Genomic DNA, 17,400 nt, shown 5'->3' with positions numbered 1-17,400 from the left:
AAGGGTTAATTTTTACTCACGATATTAATGATATTTTGAGCTACTTTTTTAGCAATAGGCTCAACAAATTCAGCAGGAGAAGTAAATCCTACGCAAGAGCAGTTAATCTCACCTAAAACATATTTATCTTTACCATTTTCATCTGTATCTAAGATAAAATCGGCAGTCCAAATTAAAGGAATATCGTAATTTCCAAGCTTTGAACGAATTTCTGGTAAGGTTGCTAAAAACCAATCTATCAATTCTTGCCAATCTTTTGGCTCATCATATCTATATTTTGCACCTGAAAAAAGTGTAGCAGAGAATGCATCAGCACCTTCTGCAGGCTTTTTATGCACTACATAAATTGGAGTATGATAAAGCATTAAAATTCTAATTTCACCTTCTTTAATACGCGGTAAAAAAGTCATATCTACAAGCATACCATTATCACCCACAATGTATTGCTCACAAAAATCCATAAATTCACCAAGCTCTCTTTCTTCTGTATGATTGTCTTTTGCTTCTGTGCATTTGATTTTTGCATTTAATGGCACACTTGTAGTCCCTGCTGGCAGTTCATCTATTAATCTCACACGCCAAATTCCCTCACCTGTTGAACCACGATTTTGCTTCAAAACCCTCTCGCCTTTTGCTAAGGTTTTTACAAAACTTTCTTTAAAAGTTTTAATATCATAATACGCATAAGTATCTTCAGGCACTAAAGCTGTTTTATTAAGCTTAGTAAGTGCATCTTTAGCGCCATATCCTATCATCGCATCAGGATGAGGCATACCTATAACACCATTTGCACAAAGTTTTCTTAACATATCAAAGTATTCATTTTCTTCTTTTAAATTTCCTGGGTTAATTCTAGAAACATAAGCATCAGCATTGTTTTTTACATATTCATAAATTTCGTCTTTTTTTTCAACCTCAAAAAAGATAACCTCAGCGTTCCAACCTTGCTCTTTTAAAGCATTTACCATAGGCATGGTGTCTTTTCTATGGCCATCTTCACCTTTATCGCTACCACCTCTAACTTCAAAAAATACGATATTTTTTTTCATATTGCTCCCTTTTTAAAGATATTTTATCATCATATCAAAATAAGTATTAAATTTTTATTTATTTTTTTCATAAATACATTGTAAATTTTGCAAATTTGAACTTGCATTTAAAAGTAAAGCATCGGCCATGCATATGGCTACCATAGCATTTACTACAACACTACCTCTTATACCCACACAAGGATCATGTCTACCTTTTAACTCATATATGATATTTTTTCCTTGAATATTTTGTGTTTGCTGGGGTAAAAATATAGAAGGGGTTGGTTTAAAATATGTTTTTATATCGATAAAATTTCCATTAGAAATTCCACCCAATATACCTCCGCTATGATTACTTAAAAATACTCCATCTTTTAACTCATCATTATTTTCGCTTCCATACATATAACTGCTTTGAATGCCACTTCCTATTTCTACAGCCTTAACTGCATTTACACCCATAATCGCATGAGCAAGTTTAGAATCAAGCTTATCATACAAAGGCTCACCTAAGCCTATGATAGGGTTTTTCACTCTAGTAAAAACTCTTGCACCTACGCTATTTTTAGCATTTTTAGCCTTTAAAATTTCATCTTTAAAGTTTTGCTCTAAATTTTTATCTAAAGCATAAATTTCACTATTTTTAGCATAATTAAAATCGAACTCATCATTACTAAGTTTGCTATCAATACTTCCTACCCCAAAAACTCCACTCATTATTTCTATATCAAACTCTTTTAAAAGCATACAAGCTAACGCCCCTGCTGCCACTCTTGCTACACTTTCTCTAGCGCTAGCTCTTCCACCACCTCTATAATCTCTAATGCCGTATTTGTGATAATAAGTAAAATCAGCATGTGCAGGACGAAACACATCTTTTTCATAATCTTTTGAGCGTGTATTTTCATTATGCACCAAAACACTTATAGGAGTTCCTGTTGTATAACCCTCAAAAACCCCGCTTAAAACTTGAGCTTTATCTTCTTCTTTTCTAGGAGTGCTAAATTTATTTTGACCTGGTTTTCTTTTATCTAACATTTCTTGCAAAAAATCAAAGTCAAACTTCACCCCTGCTGGCATACCATCTATCACACAACCTATAGCTTGACCATGAGATTCGCCAAAACTTGTAAATTTAAATCTTTTTCCAAAGCTATTCATAGTTTTCCTAATTTTTCAAGTGCTATTTTGGCACATTGTTGTTGGGCTTCTTTTTTACTACCTGCTATAGATCTTGCTACTTCTATACCTTGAATTTTTACTGCAATTTCAAATTGCTTTTTATGATCAGGTCCAAAAGCTTTCATCACTACATACTCGGGTGTGCCTGCCATATTTGCTTGTGTAATTTCTTGAAGTCTTGTTTTATAGTCTTTAAATAAACTTTGTGTATCAATATGCGGATAAACTTCATTGAGTAAATTTAATGCTATGTTTTTAGTTTTTTCAAAACCTATTTCTAAATACAAAGCTCCCATTAAAGCTTCAAAGGCATCAGAAAGTATAGAAGGTTTATTGCGTCCATCATTATTTTCTTCTGCAATAGACATAAAAATACATGTTCCAAGATCAAGTTTTTGTGCTAAGGTTGCAAAAGATTTTTCATTTACCAAAGCTGCCCTAAGCTTAGAAAGGTTTCCTTCTGAGTCTTTTTGGAATTTAAAAAACAAAAACTCCCCTACTACTAAATCCATTACAGCATCACCCAAAAACTCTAATCTTTCATTATTATAAGGCTTTTTATAGCTTTTATGTGTCAAAGCTTCGATGAGCAATTGCTCATTTTTAAAATGATAACTTAATCTTTCTTGGAGTTTTTTAAGCATTTATCAACCTTTCTTCTTGGAGTTTCAAAGCTGCATTTCTTGCTAGTTCATCACAACGCTCATTTAATTCATGGCCATTATGTGCTTTGATCCAAAAAGCAGTTATTTTATGATCTTTAGCAACATTTAAATACTCTTTCCAAAGATCAATATTTTTTTTACCTTTAAAATCTTTTTTTATCCAATCTTTAAGCCATTCATTAATACTTTGCACCATTAAATTTGAATCTGTGTATAATTTTACCTCGCATGGCTCTTTTAAAGCTTTCAAAGCTTGTATAATGGCCATTAACTCCATACGATTATTTGTTGTATTCTCACATGCCCCACTTTGTTCTTTTTGATGATTTTTATAAGTTAAAACATAAGCCCACCCTCCAAAACCAGGGTTATTTAAACACGATCCGTCTGTATAAATTTCAATATTTTTCAAGCTTTTACCTCATAATAAATCTCACATTTTCCAAATTCATAACAAAATGGACAATGATAAAAAAACAAAGGACTTTGATTTTTGCAATTATTACACACATAAGTAAAGCTAAGATTAGCACTTAGCTTATTATCATTTAAAATTTTTAAAATTTTTAGTTTATGATTTTTTATAGGAATAGATTTTGTACTTAAATTTTTTGCATAAAAAAACTCATGGTATTTTTCATCTTCAAGATTAAGTGGGCTTTTACATTCATTAAGTAAATCAATAACATTTTCAAATTTAGGCATTTGAGTAAGCTTATCTTTATAGTGTAAAAAACAAAATCTTAAAACATACTCATTATCTTTGCTAAAAATTAAAATTTCTTTAATCTTTTGCTCTTGCTCTTTAGAACTTGATTGAATTTTTAAAGCCTTTATCAAAGCTTTTTCTGCATATATATTTTCTCCAAGCTCAAACAAACATTCTAAAACATCTAAAACCTTATCATAATCTTTAAGTTTTAAATACACAATTTTTAAAAGTTTTAAGCTTTCTTTATTGCGTGCTTTAATTTTTAAAGCATTTAGCAAAGCTTCTACACTACGCTCTAAAAATCCTGCTTTTAGATAAACTTGTGCTAATGAAAAAAAGATAAATTCTTTTTGGTTAGCCTCATTTGTCTTTTGCAAAGCTATAAGATAAATTCCCACAGCTTTTTCAAATTCACCACTTTTGGTAAAAATTTGAGCTAGGAAATTTAAATTTTCTATACTTAAATTGGCATTTTTTAAAATCTGCTGATGGGTAGAATTGATTTCAAATTTTTTTACAAAACGATCAAGCTTGCTTTTTTGATCTTTGCTTGCAAAAAACCGCCATATATAATGTGAGCTAGCAACGATAAAAATCAAAGCCGTCAAAACAATAAGACCGAATAAAGGATCGCGGTATTCTACAAAGAAAAAATCCATAATCTTGCAACTTAACTTTCAAATTTATAACAATTATAGCTAAATGCTTATATAATTTTCTTTAAGGTTTAAATATGATAGAACAAGCAAGTATAGAACAACTTTTACAAAAAACAGATATTGTTGATATTATAGCTCATTATGTTGAAGTAAAAAAACAAGGTTCAGGCTATGTATGCGTTTGTCCTTTCCATGATGATAAAAATCCTAGCATGCATATTAATTCTATTAAAGGATTTTATCATTGTTTTGCATGTAAAGCTGGGGGCAATGTTTTTAAATTTGTAATGGATTATGAGAAATTAAACTTTGTTGAAGCGGTAGAAAAGGTTGCTTCGTGGAGTAATTTTTCACTTACTTACACCTCACAAAAACAGGATAATAAAAAATCTATCACTCACATCTTACCTACTCTTAATGCTTTTTATAAGCAAAACTTAGCTAAAAACAAAGAAGCTTTAACTTATCTTTATAAAAGAGGTTTAAATGATGAGGATATTAGAACCTTTGAGCTAGGCTTTGCACCAAGTTCTAATGAAACACTAAGACTTTTACAAAATGAGCAAATCACTCAAGAAGAAGCCTTAGAGGTTGGCGCAATAAAACAAAATGAAAATGGTGCTTATGCAAGTTTTATCAACCGCATTACTTTTAGTATTTATGATCATAAAAATTTACTCATAGGCTTTGGTGGTAGAACTTTAGATGAAGCAAATATGGCAAAATATGTTAATTCACCTCAAAGCAAACTTTTTGATAAATCACGCGTTTTTTATGCACTCAATTTAGCAAAAGATACCATTTACAAACAAAAAGAAATGATAATTTGTGAAGGCTATATGGACGCCATAGCCTTTCATAAGGCAGGATTTAAAAATGCTGTAGCAGTTTTAGGAACAGCTTTAGGTGAAAATCACATACCTTTGATAAAAAGATTAGAGGCGAGAGTGATTTTGTGCTTTGATAATGATAATGCAGGACTTAATGCTGCCGTGCGTTCAGCACATTTACTAAGTTTAGCAAAAATTGATGGAAAAGTAGTTTTAATAGAAGGCGGGAAAGATCCGGCTGAACTAGTGGCCGCTCATCAAGAAAAATTGCTTTTTAATATTTTAGAAAAAGGTATAGAACTTGGAGAATTTTATATAAGAAATTTGATCACAAATTTTGATTTAAGCTCAGCACTTAGTAAGCAAAAGGCTTTAGAAGAGGTACAAAAATACACTTTTAACCTTGAACCTTTAATAGCAAATTCCTACACTACCTTAGTAGCAAATCTTTTGGGTGTAAATGTTAATGATATAAAACTTTCTAAAAATACTAGACAAAATATAAATTTTTTTACTCCTACAAAACAAAATAAAATCAACAACATAAGCGAGTTGGAGCTTTTGAAATTTTTATATGAAAATCAAAAAGCCATAGGACTTTTTAAACTTTTAAGTGCAAAAGAATATTTCTTACATCAAGATATTGCTAAGGCTATTTTAGAACAAAAAGACTTTAATGATCCTAGCATAAGAGAACTTTATGAGATCGAAAATATTAAAATTTTAAGTAATTTAGAAGAATTTTTATATGCTATTTGCAAAATTAATTTTGCTCATTTTAACAAATTAAAAAACTTAAATTTAAAACAAGCCTTTAAAAAGCAAATTTATAATTTGCTCAATCAAAATTTAGAAAAAATCAAAAAAAACTATCAAAATGATGAAAATTTTTTTAATCATTTAATGGAAGTTTTAAAAAATGTCCAATTTTTAGATGATGAGGAAAGTTTAGAATTATTTTTAAGTAGATTACAAAAAAATATAAAAGATAAAAAAGCAATTCATTATAACTTTGAAGAAGAAGTTTTTTAAATAAAAACTTACATAAAAATTAAAAAATATTCACTACAATATGCCAAAAATTTCGAAAGGAAAAAATGAAAGCATTAGCACTTTTTAGTGGTGGCCTTGATTCTATGCTTGCTATAAAGCTTATAAGCTCTCAAGGCATAGAGGTAAAAGCTTTAAATATCAATATAGGCTTTGGTGGTACAAGCGATAAAAGCGAACTCATGGCAAAACGCGCTGCTATGGCAGGGGCTAGTTTTGAAATGATAGATGTAAGAAATGCATATTTGCAAGAAGTTTTATTTAATCCTCAATATGGTTATGGAAAACATTTTAACCCTTGTATAGATTGTCATGCTTTTATGTTTAAAACCGCTCTTTCTATGTTAAAAGATGAAAATGCAAGTTTTATCATCACAGGAGAAGTAGTTGGTCAACGCCCTATGAGTCAAAGAAATGATGCTATGGCCAAGGTTAAAAAACTAGCACTTGATGAAGAAGATTTAATCTTGCGTCCAATGTGCGCTAAAAATTTACCTTTAACTAAACCTGAGCGTGAGGGTTGGGTTGATAGAGAAAAGTTAGAAAACATCAGCGGAAGAAGTAGAAAAAGACAACTTGAACTAGCTGCCAAATTTGGTTTTGAAGATTTTGAAAGTCCAGGTGGTGGATGTTTGCTCACACTTGAGAGTTTTTCAAATAAAATCAAAGATTTTATTAAATTTGATAAAAATATACAAGTTAATGATGCACAACTTTTAAAATATGGACGCCACTTAAGACTTCCAAATGGCTCTAAAATGATAGTAGGTAGAAATGAGCTAGAAAATCAATTTTTAAAAGAATTAAAAACTCAAAAATATGAAGAATTAAAACTCTTTGATTTAATCGGTGCTTATTCTTTAGTAGATGAAAATATCAATCCGCAAGATCTTGAACTTGCTCTAAGCATAGCACTAACTTATGCTAAAACTCAAAATAATACAAAATACAAAATAGGTTTTAAAGATAAAATTTTCCAAAGTATGGCTTTTGAAGATAAAAATAAAATTCAAGAGTATTTTGTAAATTAAACTACCCTTAAAAAGGGTAGTTTTTTTAGAATTTCTTTCTTCTAACTTCTGCTACAATATCAGCCGACATAGAATCAACTTCATTTGCTACAGAATTAGTTGCATGTGCAATTTGTGAGTTTTCTTTAGTTAAACCATCTATTACTGAAACAGATTGATTAATTTGTGAAATTCCTAAAGCTTGCTCTTTAATACTCTCACCCATTTCATTAATAGATTGAACTAAGATATTAGTATTAGCTTCAATCTCACCTAAAGACTTTTGAGTTCTTTCTGCTAAGTTTCTAACTTCATCAGCAACAACAGCAAAGCCACGACCATGTTCTCCTGCACGAGCTGCTTCAATAGCTGCATTTAATGCAAGTAGGTTAATTTGATCAGCAATATCTCTAATAACATCAGTTACATCTTTAATATCGCTACTTTGTTTAATAACCTCTTCAGTTCTTGCTGCTACTGCGTTCATAGAAGCACTCATTTCTTCAACAGCAGCTGCGCTTTCTTGTAAAGAATCAGCTTGTTTTTGTGCGCCATCATTAAGCTTTAAAACACTCTCTTTTAAAGCATCAGCTTTAGTTTGAAGCATTTCCCCTTGTTTTAATGAAGCTTGAAGCATTTTTCTTATTTCTTCTCCGACTGCATTAAGCGATTTTTCTATCTCACCATCAGCATACTCAAGCTTATCTGAAAAATCAAGATTTTTAAAACTTTTAAAAACTCTTTCTATTTCATTTAAATCTTTACCAATTTTCATTTGCATATCATCAAGCATTTTATTTAATACTTCTTTTAATTCCACAAGTTTTGGATTAACAGGATTTGCTTTTATTCTTTGAGTAAAATGTCCTTTTTCTATATCACAAGATACTTCTAAGATATTTTGCACAGTTATGTCATCTTTTTCTAAACAAGTATGTATATATTGAACATTATCATTAATCATTAATGCCATTTTTCCAAGTTCATCATTATATCTAGGAATTAAAACCTCAACGGTTGGAAGCTCATGATTTAAGTATCTAAAAAATTTCATTAAATGATCTTGAAGTCTTTGCACTCTTATAGAAACTATTCTTTTTACTGAAGTACCAATCACAACTACTATAACAATTATCGCTATAATAGAATTAATCAAAATAATATTTCTTAAATCCACAATAGAAGCATATACAGATTCATTTGGGACAATAGCCAACATAGCCCAATAAATTCCTGTATTTGGCCATATTTCAAATACTCTTATAGCACCATGATATTCACTACCATCATCTGCTTTATAATCAATAGCTCCTGCATGGATAGTTTTTTGTGCTTCTATTATATGAGCTGTATTTTTATTAACCTCTGTAATCTTTTTTGTAACAAATTCAGCATTTGGATGCGTAGCTATAACACCATTACTTGCTATTAAAATCCTTCTTGCTCCTTGATAAATAGATCTTGAAGAATCATTTAAAAAATCAGCCGTAGGTTTAAGATCAAAAAGCATACCAACAACACCTATAGCCTTTCCTTTTTTATCTGCAATAGGTGCAGCTACATGAACACCTAGAAATTTATTTCCATGTATGTTATACCATCTTGGTTCTCCAAAATATAACTTACCCCCCCCCATCAAATTTTTTATAGCATTCGTTTTAGCAATCTCTTCACTTGCTGCTAAAGTTTGCATACCGCCAGCATTGTTAATATCTACATCTCTCATTAACACCATAAATTCATTATTATTTGAAAAATATTTTACATCAACACCCAAATTTTTATATGCAGTTCCGTCTTTTAAATAATAATAACCATAAGCTATATCTCCATTTGCATCAATGGCTTCTCCGAGGATATTTTCTATCCTTTTTGGGTTTATAGCACCTTCTGAAATAAGATTGTTTAAAGTTCTTTGTGTACCAATAGTACTGACGAATAAAGACCTAATGCTCGCTTCAGCTTGATTTCCATAACGATGCACAGAAGCTGTGAGTGTATTTTCTATTTGTGTATTTAAAATAGCTGTGGATCTGTTTATAATCAAAAAAGATAAAATACTTAAGATTAAAACAACCGTTATAATAGCTATTGCAACTATTTTAGCACCAAGACTCCAATTACGCATTTTTTCTCCTTTAGTTAATAAATTATAAATTTTTATAATTATAAAAACTTTTCATTAAATAAAAATTAAAATTTATTAAAATATTAAATATTTTATAAACAATAAAAATTATCAAGTTAAAGCTAAAGAATTGAGTAGTTTTTACAAAGAAAAGAAGTTGAAGATTTATTTAAATGGATGAATGAAAATGCCAAATCACCTCGTTGGCTGAGCGTAAATGGAATAGATTATGATGAAGCTTATGTTAAAATTTTTCACACAAGCAAAAGCATAGATGAGTTTAAAGAAAAATACCTTGGGCTTCAAAATACATACTTTGTTGATTTTAGTAAAAAGATTAATGAACCTCAGGAAACTTTAGAAAAAGACAAAGAAAAATCTTTCAAACCTATACAAGGTGAAAGTAAAAATAAAGAAACCTACAAAGATGATAATGCAAAAAATGAACTTATACAAAGCTTTTAAAAAATAAATTTAGCACAAGAGAAGAATTAGAAATTCTTTTTGGTATAAAATTTAATGATGATGTGAAAGAATTTAATCAATTTCTTTCTCAAAATATCACTCCAAAAATTATAGATATTAAAGTTTAAAAATATTTTTATAATATTAAAATATATTAAATTTTATAAAATCATTAGAGCCATTTTCACTAATAACATTAATAACATATTTACCTTTTTTTAAATCCAAAGATAAACTTTCTTCTTTTCCTTCAAAAATCAATTCTTGATTTAAATACCAAAAAAGTTTTTCTTTTTTAGGGTTTATAAGTTTAATTAACAATTTTTGCTTATTTTTTAAATCTTTTGGCAAAATGATATTAAGATTATTTAGTGGATATATGATTTTTAAATTTTGATTAGAGCTTTGTAAATTTTGCTTTTCTTTTGCAAAAAATGCTTGTGCATTGGAAGGTAAATTTAATATAATCTTTTTCTTTGCATGGATGAAATTTTCATCTAAAGAATCAACTTCTTTATTTTTATACATAAAAACTTCTTTTAGAAATGGTGAAGTTCTTAAGACATTTGCACTTTGCGGGTAAAGCACTTCTTTAAAGTCAAATTTATAATCATATCTATATCCTGTTTGATTTTCAATTTTGATAGAAACTAAATCATTAGGCTTTTCAAATTCTAAATTAACTCTCTCAAGTAAGGATAAAAGTTCAAAAAACAATTCCCCTGCTATGCTTACACCATATAAATTTGCATTTGCCTCGCCATTAAAATTTCCAACCCACACTCCTAAAGTGTATTTTGGAGAAGTTCCTATAGCCCAGGCATCTTTTCTACCATAACTTGTGCCTGTTTTCCAAGAAATAATAGTATTAAAATCATATTGTCTTAAACCTGCTCTATCTAAATCCTTTAAGGTTTGTAAGGTTAAAAAGCTTGCTCCATCACTAATAAGCTTTTTATTTTCTTCAGTAAATGCATTTTCTTCATATAAAAGCTCTTTAAAATTTCCATAATTTCCAAGTCCTAGATAGATTTTTACCATATCTTCTAAACTAAATTCTTTTGTGCCCAAAATCAAAGAAAGTCCGTATTTTTTAAAATTTTCATCTTCAAAATCTAAAATATCTTTGAGTTTATAAAAAAACTTCTCATACCCATATTCTGCAAGTAAGCTTACAAAAGGAACATTAAGTGATTTTTGCAAAGATTCTTTTGCACTAATAAAACCATGGTATTTTTTATTTGCATTTTGTGGAGCAAAGTTAGAAAAAAATGTAGGCACATCAAGCATTAAAGATTCAGGCACTATAAGTCCCTCATCTATGGCAAAAGCAAAAAGCAAAGGTTTTAAGGTTGAACCCACACTACGCTTTGCTATCACCCCATCAACTTGACCAAAACTTGCAAAATCATAAAAATCATTAGAGCCTACATAAGCTAAAACTTTATTTGTTTTGGTATCTGCTAACAATATAGCTAGATTTTTTATGCCTTTTTGTTGTAGTTTATAAGAATATTCTTTAGCTTTTTCTTCAAATTTGATTTGAATTTTTTTATCTATACTAGAAACGATTTTTTCTTTATCCGCTAAAAGCCTACGCGCTAAATGTGGAGCCAAGTTTTTCCTTGTTTTAAAGCTAGGAAGTTTTTCAGCCTTTGCAAGAGTTAAAATATCTTTAGAAAAATATCCCTTTTCAAAAAGCCTATCAAGCAAAGCATTGCGTTTTTTTAAAAGTCTATCTTTGTTTTTTTCAAGATTAATTAAACCTGGATTATTAGGAAGCACAGCAAGCAAGGCTGCTTCACTCCAAGTAAGATCTTTTAAATCTTTTTCAAAATAAAATAAACCAGCACTTGCAACACCTACTAAATTTCCTCCATAAGGAGCATTATTTAAATAAAGTCTTAAAATTTCTTCCTTATCATAAGCATTTTCTAAAGCAAAAGCTTTGATGATTTCATTAAATTTATTAAAATATGTGCGTTTGTTTTGCTCTAGAAGTTTGATTGTTTGCATAGAAATTGTACTTGCACCACTTCTTTTACTTGAAAAAATATTATTTTTAAAAGCCCTTATAATCGCTAAAAAATCTACTCCATAATGAGAATAAAAATTTTTATCTTCATATAAAAGAACTGCACTTTTTAATTTTTGCGGTATAAACTCACTCTCTAAATGCCATTGTTCGTTAGAATCTAAAAATACACTAAGAATTTCTTTATTTTTATCAAATAAAACCTTACTATAAGTGCATTTAAATAAATCCTTACTATCAAAGCTAAAATAAATTAAGCCTATGTAAAAACATAGGCTTAAAAAGCATATTGCAAGGCTTATTTTGATTTTCACTGCACTACTTTAACTCTTTTACTCTCACTTAAAGCTCTATAAGTATTATCATACATTGCTTCAGCATAAGCTCCACTCAAAGTATAAACACCTGGAGTAACAGCACTTAATTTCACAAAAAATTCTCTTGACTCATCAGAGTATAAAGGAAAGAAATACATGATTTTATCATCTCTTATATCTACAAAATCATAATAAGAATTTTTCACAAAATCAGGAGTTTCATCATCTAAAAGATCATGCACTATCTCCCATCCACTTGGTAAAATTTGAGTTAAAGCTATATTAGAAGTGCCCGGATAATTTTTATTTGATATTTTTAATTTCATATAAAAAATTTGAGAGCTTTTTATAGCACTTTCATCTATTTCATTTCCATTTTCATCATAAAAACTTCTTTCTATATACATACGCTGCGCAAAAGGTTCGACAATACCTTTTTTAATTCCCTCTACTCCAAAATGCACATAAGTATCTTCTTTAGCTTCTATCAAAGCGCTGCCTTGATTAAACTCAAATTTAGAAAAACTTGCATTGAGCTTTTTACTCTCACCATTAATTTTTACACTTGCATTGATAGTTTTAGGATTTTCATCACTAAAGCTATTTGCCAAAGCATATAAAGCATAGCCTGTGCTTTGAGTGCTAAGCCAAGCTTGGCTTTCTAAAGTTTTTTTAATATCATCTAATAATTCATCATTATTTTTACCATAAATTATTTTATACGCATTTGCAATAATAGCTTCATCTCTTAGAAAAGATCCATAAGTATGAGTATAATTAGCTTTTTCATCAGGCTTTGTGCTTAAATTTTTAGCTATATTTAAAGCTACCTCATCAAAACCTGCTAATTTATAAGCTGCACTAAGTTGCCAAAGACTTACATTGTTTAAGCTTTGCAAATAAGTACTATCTTCATAAATAGCATTCATTATGCTTAAATTTGGCTCTTTGGCTAAAGCTAAAAGATATAAAGAATTTATTCTAATTTCTTTATTTGTTTGAGCTTTTAAAACATAGTGTTTTTGATAATCAAGCCATGCTTTAAACATTCCCTCGCTCACATAATAGCCTCTTTCTTTGGCTAAAATCATAAACATACCCGCATAATTACTTCCCCATGCATCAGAATCTTTAAGTCCTTGCCAATAAGCAAAGCCACCATTGGCAGTTTGAAAATTTGCGTATTTACTTAACAATGCATTGATATTGTTAATATTTTTTTGTTCATTTGCTCCTTGATCAAGTTTTTGCAAAAAGAGTTGCGGTAAAACTACTGAAGTACTTTGCTCTATACATCCATAAGGATAATTTTGCAAGTATTTTAATCTATGATTTATATTTAAAATAGGCTTAGAACTCACACTTAAAAACGCCACTGGGTTGATATAATCTTGTGTGATTTTAAACTCCATAGAAGTATTTGCAGGAATTTTAAAAGATTTTCCCTCATAAGTAATCGTATTTAGTGCTTTTATGTCAATTTGAGTATTTTGAGTATAGGTGTAATCTTTTGCATTTAAACTTAACTCTATTTCTTCCACCCCAAGCTTGCTTGAATTTACTCTTGTGTTAATATAAATATCTTTTGTTTTTTCATTACCAAAATCAATTAAAATTTCATCTTTTTCAAAATTTATGAGTGAATTTTTTGTTTTTAGTTTAAGTTTTGCATTTTTTACATCATCATCTACTTTAAATACCTGCACCAAAAGCTTAAACTCATCATCAAGTCTTAAAACCCTTGGCAAAGTTTCAAGCATTACAGCAGGTGCGCTAACTTGGATATCTTTAGAAGCACTGCCAAAACCTGCTAAGTTGTTCGCCACTACCATAACTCTAACCGAACCTAGATACGAAGGCATATTAAATTTTAATTTTGCATAACCATTTTCATCACTTTGTACTGGCTCTTGAAACAACACAACAGGTTTAAATCGTCTTGCTTTTTCATCGTTTTTACTTTTATTTGCCCTACTTTCTAAGAAAACATCACCGCCTGTAGTTAATACTTTGGAAGCATTAGAAATATTTTTAGCAATGATTTTATCATAGGTATCATATATGCTCATGTTAAAGCGAATTTTTTGATAAAAATATCCCCAAATATCTGGAGTTTTAAAAGCATTCACATCAAGCAAACCCTCATCTACAATAGCTATGGTATAAGTATAACTTTGCTTGTTTTTACTTTGAATTTCTACTTCAAAATCTTGTTTTGGCATGATTTTATCCGGTACTTTTAAATCAAGCTCGATTTTACTTTGTTCATCTACTACATTCAAAGGCACTACACCAAAAAGTCTTAAGGCTCTATCGTTAGTGTATTGATTATAATCTTGAAGCAAAATCACACTCACATACACATTTGGCTTATATTCTTTAAGAATAGGAATTTCAACCTTTGTAATATCTTCATGCGTATCTATCACAAAGCGTTTTAAAACCTTTACATTATCATTTAAAGTAACGATGGCTTTTGCACCCTTAACACTTTCAAATTCAATAAAAGCTGTTTCGTTTGGTTTGTATTCTTTTTTATCGCTTTTTATTTTTAAAGAACTCACTATATCAGCATTACTTGGCGCACCAAAACTACTAATATAAAAAAACTCTCCTGTGCTTGTTTTACTTTGTGTATCTTCAAGCTCTATAAACATTTCACCATGGTATTCTTTGGGATCAAATTCTATTTTAACCGGTTTATCCTTACTTAAAATAGTTCCTTGGGTAATGATTTGTGTGTTTTTATCTTTTTTGAGTGATTTTAAAAAATCATCATAATTATCATAATCCCACCACCAAGAATAATCATTTGCATAAATAGTATATTTAATCTCCCTATTTGCTATCAAATTCTCATCTAAATCACTCACAATAGCTTCAAAATTAATTGTAGAACCCGAGCTTAAATAGTGATTTTTCAAACGCTTAATACCCACAAAATACTCATGTAATATCACTTGTGAATTCACAAGCGCTTCAACTGATCTTGAACCTTTTTCAAAAACCCTAGCCCTTATGTTAGCTTCAAGATTATATGGAGTATTTTTAAAAAAATCTTTTAAAGCAAATTCTTGCTTTACAAAGCCACTTTCATCTAAAATGCCTTTTAAATTATCTTGATATTTTTGCACTAAAACACTAGGATTTGAAAAAATATATTCTGGATATTTTGAATTTTTATATTCTTTTTTACTTACAAATAAATCAGCTTGATATTGTAAATTACTTGCTGGTGTTCCAAAAAGATATTTTGAGCTAATATTAAAATCTAATTTTTCATTTTCTTTTATACTTTTTGGAGCTTGTATAGATACTTTTATACGATTTGGCACTATATTTTGCACTAAAATTTCTTTATCAAAAATAGCATTTGCAAATTCTACTCTAGCTAAATACACTCCACTTAAAGCTTGTTGATCAAGTGAAATCTTTTTATAAAAAGTTCCATTACTCAAAGGATCAAGTTTAATTTTATCTAAAAACTTTTTATTGCGTGGATCAAAAAAACTCAAAAATATAGGGTGATTAACAGCTCCTTTATCATTTCTTGCAACCATAGTTAAATGTATATCATCACCTGGTCTATAAACCCCTCTTTCTGTGTAAATAAACACTTTGTTTTGAGAATTTTGCTCTAAACCATCTACATCAAAACCATCATATAACAAAGGCGAACTTAAGCGTAAAATAGAAGCTTGCTTATCTTTTGAAGCAATGATAAATAAAGCTCTTGACTCATCAATATCATCAAAAACAGCCAAACCATTATCATCGCTTGTCTTAGAAGCTAAAATTTGATTGCTTTTGCTAATTATATCAACCCTAACCCCACCTAAAGCCTTTTGTGTGGTAAAATCTCTTACATCGACAAAAAGTTTTTTATTTAAATTTTGAGCAATTAAAGCTATATCTGAAAAAATCAAATTTTTACTAATCTTTGCTTTTTGATCAAAAAATCTTTGTTTTTTCCAACTCTCCATACCCTCATCAAAAACATAATCAATATCTTCTTCTTTAAAATAAAGCTTAACTATAAACACACCACTTAAATCTTTTAAACCATCTAAAGCTATCTCATTTTCTTGCCATTGATTTTTAACATTTTTAATATCAAAGTCTTTTTTTAATACTACTTCACTAGTATAATCACTCTCTGAAAAAATATCACTATCATAATCACTTAAATTTTTAGCACCTTGAAGATTTTTATATCTTAAATATTCACTTAAATTATTTGAAAATACCTGATGAACTTCTAAATGGATCTTTTTAATATTTAAACTTTTAAAAGCTATTTTTTTACTCGCTTTGCTAGATAAAAATACCCCTTGATTTGTAAAACTTATAGCAGGCTCATAGTCTTTTAAGCTCACTTGAGTTTTATAGCTTTCTTTTGTACTAATTCCATCAGCGCTTTTAATCCCTTGAGCAAGTTGAATTTCATAAGTTTTATTTGGAGTAAAATTTCCTATGAGCTTGATTTTATTCCCAAATACCAATGCTTTAAAATCTACTTTGGGTGTAATAAAAATCAACTCTTTTAAATTTTGATCTTGCGAAATACTTTGAGAAAAAAGTAATTCTATGTTTTTATTGATTATATTTGCATTTTGAAATACAAATTCGCTCTTTGCAAGTAAAATATATTCTAAATCTATATTTTTCTCTAAACCTAAAATTTCTTTATCAAAAACTACTTTTATATTAGTGTTTGTATTTTTAATTTTTAATGGCTTAGAATACACACTTGCTATATCATCTTGGATGATAATTTTATCTATTTGAATTTCTTTTTCTTGTGCATTAATTTTTACGGCTTTTAACAACTCATCTTTATTAAAAGCATAAAAACTTTGAACATTTAAAATCAACACACTCTCATCATTTGATATATTTTGAAAATATCCTTTGACATCTAGTTTTTCAAAAGAAGTTTTTACTTTTAATTGTATTTTTTCATCAGCTACAATATCACTTAAGTCTATAAAAATATCATAATTTTGATTTGCTTTTAAAGAAGTGTATATGTTTAATCTTGTGGAAGTTTCAAGTTCATACTTTGCTTTTATTTTTTGATTATTAATAACAATTTCTCTTTCTTTTACAACACCTATGTTTTCTGTAATGATATTGGTATTAAATTCTATAAAAATACTATGCGTATTTTCATTAAAACCATAAGATCTTATAATAGAACTCTTATCTTCATTTTTAGAACATGCAAACAACAAGCTTGCAAGCAAAACAATAAAAAAATAATGTAAAAATCCTTTCATGGGTTATCCTCTTTTTGGTAAATTTTTCAAATTATAT

General features: G+C 29.0%; 9 protein-coding genes and 3 pseudogenes. 3 read left to right on the top strand and 9 right to left on the bottom strand.

What is annotated here, in order from left to right:
• Positions 1 to 5: 5 nt before the first annotated feature.
• Genes L8W56_RS04725 through L8W56_RS04705 form a run of 5 tightly spaced genes read right to left on the bottom strand, consistent with a single transcriptional unit; the run spans position 6 to position 4,249 of the window.
• Positions 6 to 1,049 carry a Cj0069 family protein gene (locus L8W56_RS04725; protein WP_133319003.1) on the bottom strand — a complete coding sequence of 348 codons (1,044 nt, stop codon included), beginning with the start codon at positions 1,047 to 1,049 and terminating at the stop codon, positions 6 to 8.
• A 54-nt stretch (positions 1,050 to 1,103) separates the two neighbouring features.
• Positions 1,104 to 2,192: a chorismate synthase gene (gene aroC / locus L8W56_RS04720; protein ID WP_133319004.1), complete on the bottom strand. Its 1,089-nt coding sequence runs from the start codon at positions 2,190 to 2,192 to the stop codon at positions 1,104 to 1,106.
• Positions 2,189 to 2,857 (bottom strand): ribonuclease III, encoded by a 669-nt coding sequence (rnc, locus tag L8W56_RS04715; protein WP_263659574.1) that lies wholly within the window; start codon positions 2,855 to 2,857, stop codon positions 2,189 to 2,191. Before rnc ends, aroC begins: the two co-directional genes overlap by 4 nt.
• A complete protein-coding gene (rnhA, locus tag L8W56_RS04710; protein ID WP_133319006.1) occupies positions 2,850 to 3,290 on the bottom strand; it encodes a ribonuclease HI in 441 nt (146 codons plus the stop codon). The genes rnc and rnhA overlap by 8 nt, the downstream gene beginning before the upstream one ends.
• Positions 3,287 to 4,249 (bottom strand): hypothetical protein, encoded by a 963-nt coding sequence (locus tag L8W56_RS04705; protein ID WP_133319007.1) that lies wholly within the window; start codon positions 4,247 to 4,249, stop codon positions 3,287 to 3,289. Before L8W56_RS04705 ends, rnhA begins: the two co-directional genes overlap by 4 nt.
• 74 nt (positions 4,250 to 4,323) lie before the next feature.
• Between L8W56_RS04705 and dnaG the strand changes: the two genes are divergently transcribed.
• A complete protein-coding gene (gene dnaG / locus L8W56_RS04700; RefSeq protein WP_263659573.1) occupies positions 4,324 to 6,111 on the top strand; it encodes a DNA primase in 1,788 nt (595 codons plus the stop codon).
• Between the two features lie 65 nt (positions 6,112 to 6,176).
• Positions 6,177 to 7,160 (top strand): argininosuccinate synthase, encoded by a 984-nt coding sequence (locus L8W56_RS04695; RefSeq protein ID WP_263659572.1) that lies wholly within the window; start codon positions 6,177 to 6,179, stop codon positions 7,158 to 7,160.
• 25 nt (positions 7,161 to 7,185) lie between these two features.
• Here L8W56_RS04695 and L8W56_RS08890 read toward each other — a convergent pair.
• Both L8W56_RS08890 and L8W56_RS08885 read right to left on the bottom strand, forming a co-directional pair.
• Positions 7,186 to 7,566: pseudogene (locus L8W56_RS08890) on the bottom strand (methyl-accepting chemotaxis protein); the annotation flags it as partial.
• Positions 7,567 to 8,643: 1,077 nt separating this feature from the next.
• Positions 8,644 to 9,267: pseudogene (locus tag L8W56_RS08885) on the bottom strand (hypothetical protein); the annotation flags it as partial.
• A 372-nt stretch (positions 9,268 to 9,639) separates the two neighbouring features.
• On the opposite strand from L8W56_RS08885, the pseudogene L8W56_RS04685 reads away from it, so the two are divergent.
• A pseudogene (locus L8W56_RS04685) lies at positions 9,640 to 9,860 on the top strand (hypothetical protein); the annotation flags it as partial.
• 16 nt (positions 9,861 to 9,876) lie between these two features.
• On the opposite strand, the gene pbpC reads toward L8W56_RS04685, so the two are convergent.
• Both pbpC and L8W56_RS04675 read right to left on the bottom strand, forming a co-directional pair.
• On the bottom strand, positions 9,877 to 12,081 hold the full coding sequence (pbpC, locus tag L8W56_RS04680) for a penicillin-binding protein 1C (protein WP_263659570.1): 2,205 nt from the start codon (positions 12,079 to 12,081) through the stop codon (positions 9,877 to 9,879).
• A complete protein-coding gene (locus L8W56_RS04675; protein WP_263659569.1) occupies positions 12,078 to 17,363 on the bottom strand; it encodes an alpha-2-macroglobulin family protein in 5,286 nt (1,761 codons plus the stop codon). Before L8W56_RS04675 ends, pbpC begins: the two co-directional genes overlap by 4 nt.
• Between the last annotated feature and the right edge of the window lie 37 nt (positions 17,364 to 17,400).

This window comes from Campylobacter sp. IFREMER_LSEM_CL1085, assembly GCF_025772235.1.
Classification (GTDB): Bacteria; Campylobacterota; Campylobacteria; order Campylobacterales; family Campylobacteraceae; genus Campylobacter_D; species Campylobacter_D lari_D.
The sequence above is the reverse complement of the archived record's forward strand: the minus strand, read 5'-3'. Positions and strand labels throughout refer to the sequence as shown.

Excerpts from the sequence above, each read along its gene's own strand:
- L8W56_RS04725 (WP_133319003.1), bottom strand. The coding sequence starts at position 1,049 with ATGAAAAAAAATATCGTATTTTTTGAAGTTAGAGGTGGTAGCGATAAA.
- aroC (WP_133319004.1), bottom strand. The coding sequence starts at position 2,192 with ATGAATAGCTTTGGAAAAAGATTTAAATTTACAAGTTTTGGCGAATCT.
- rnc (WP_263659574.1), bottom strand. The coding sequence starts at position 2,857 with ATGCTTAAAAAACTCCAAGAAAGATTAAGTTATCATTTTAAAAATGAG.
- L8W56_RS04705 (WP_133319007.1), bottom strand. The coding sequence starts at position 4,249 with ATGGATTTTTTCTTTGTAGAATACCGCGATCCTTTATTCGGTCTTATT.
- dnaG (WP_263659573.1), top strand. The coding sequence starts at position 4,324 with ATGATAGAACAAGCAAGTATAGAACAACTTTTACAAAAAACAGATATT.
- L8W56_RS04695 (WP_263659572.1), top strand. The coding sequence starts at position 6,177 with ATGAAAGCATTAGCACTTTTTAGTGGTGGCCTTGATTCTATGCTTGCT.
- L8W56_RS04675 (WP_263659569.1), bottom strand. The coding sequence starts at position 17,363 with ATGAAAGGATTTTTACATTATTTTTTTATTGTTTTGCTTGCAAGCTTG.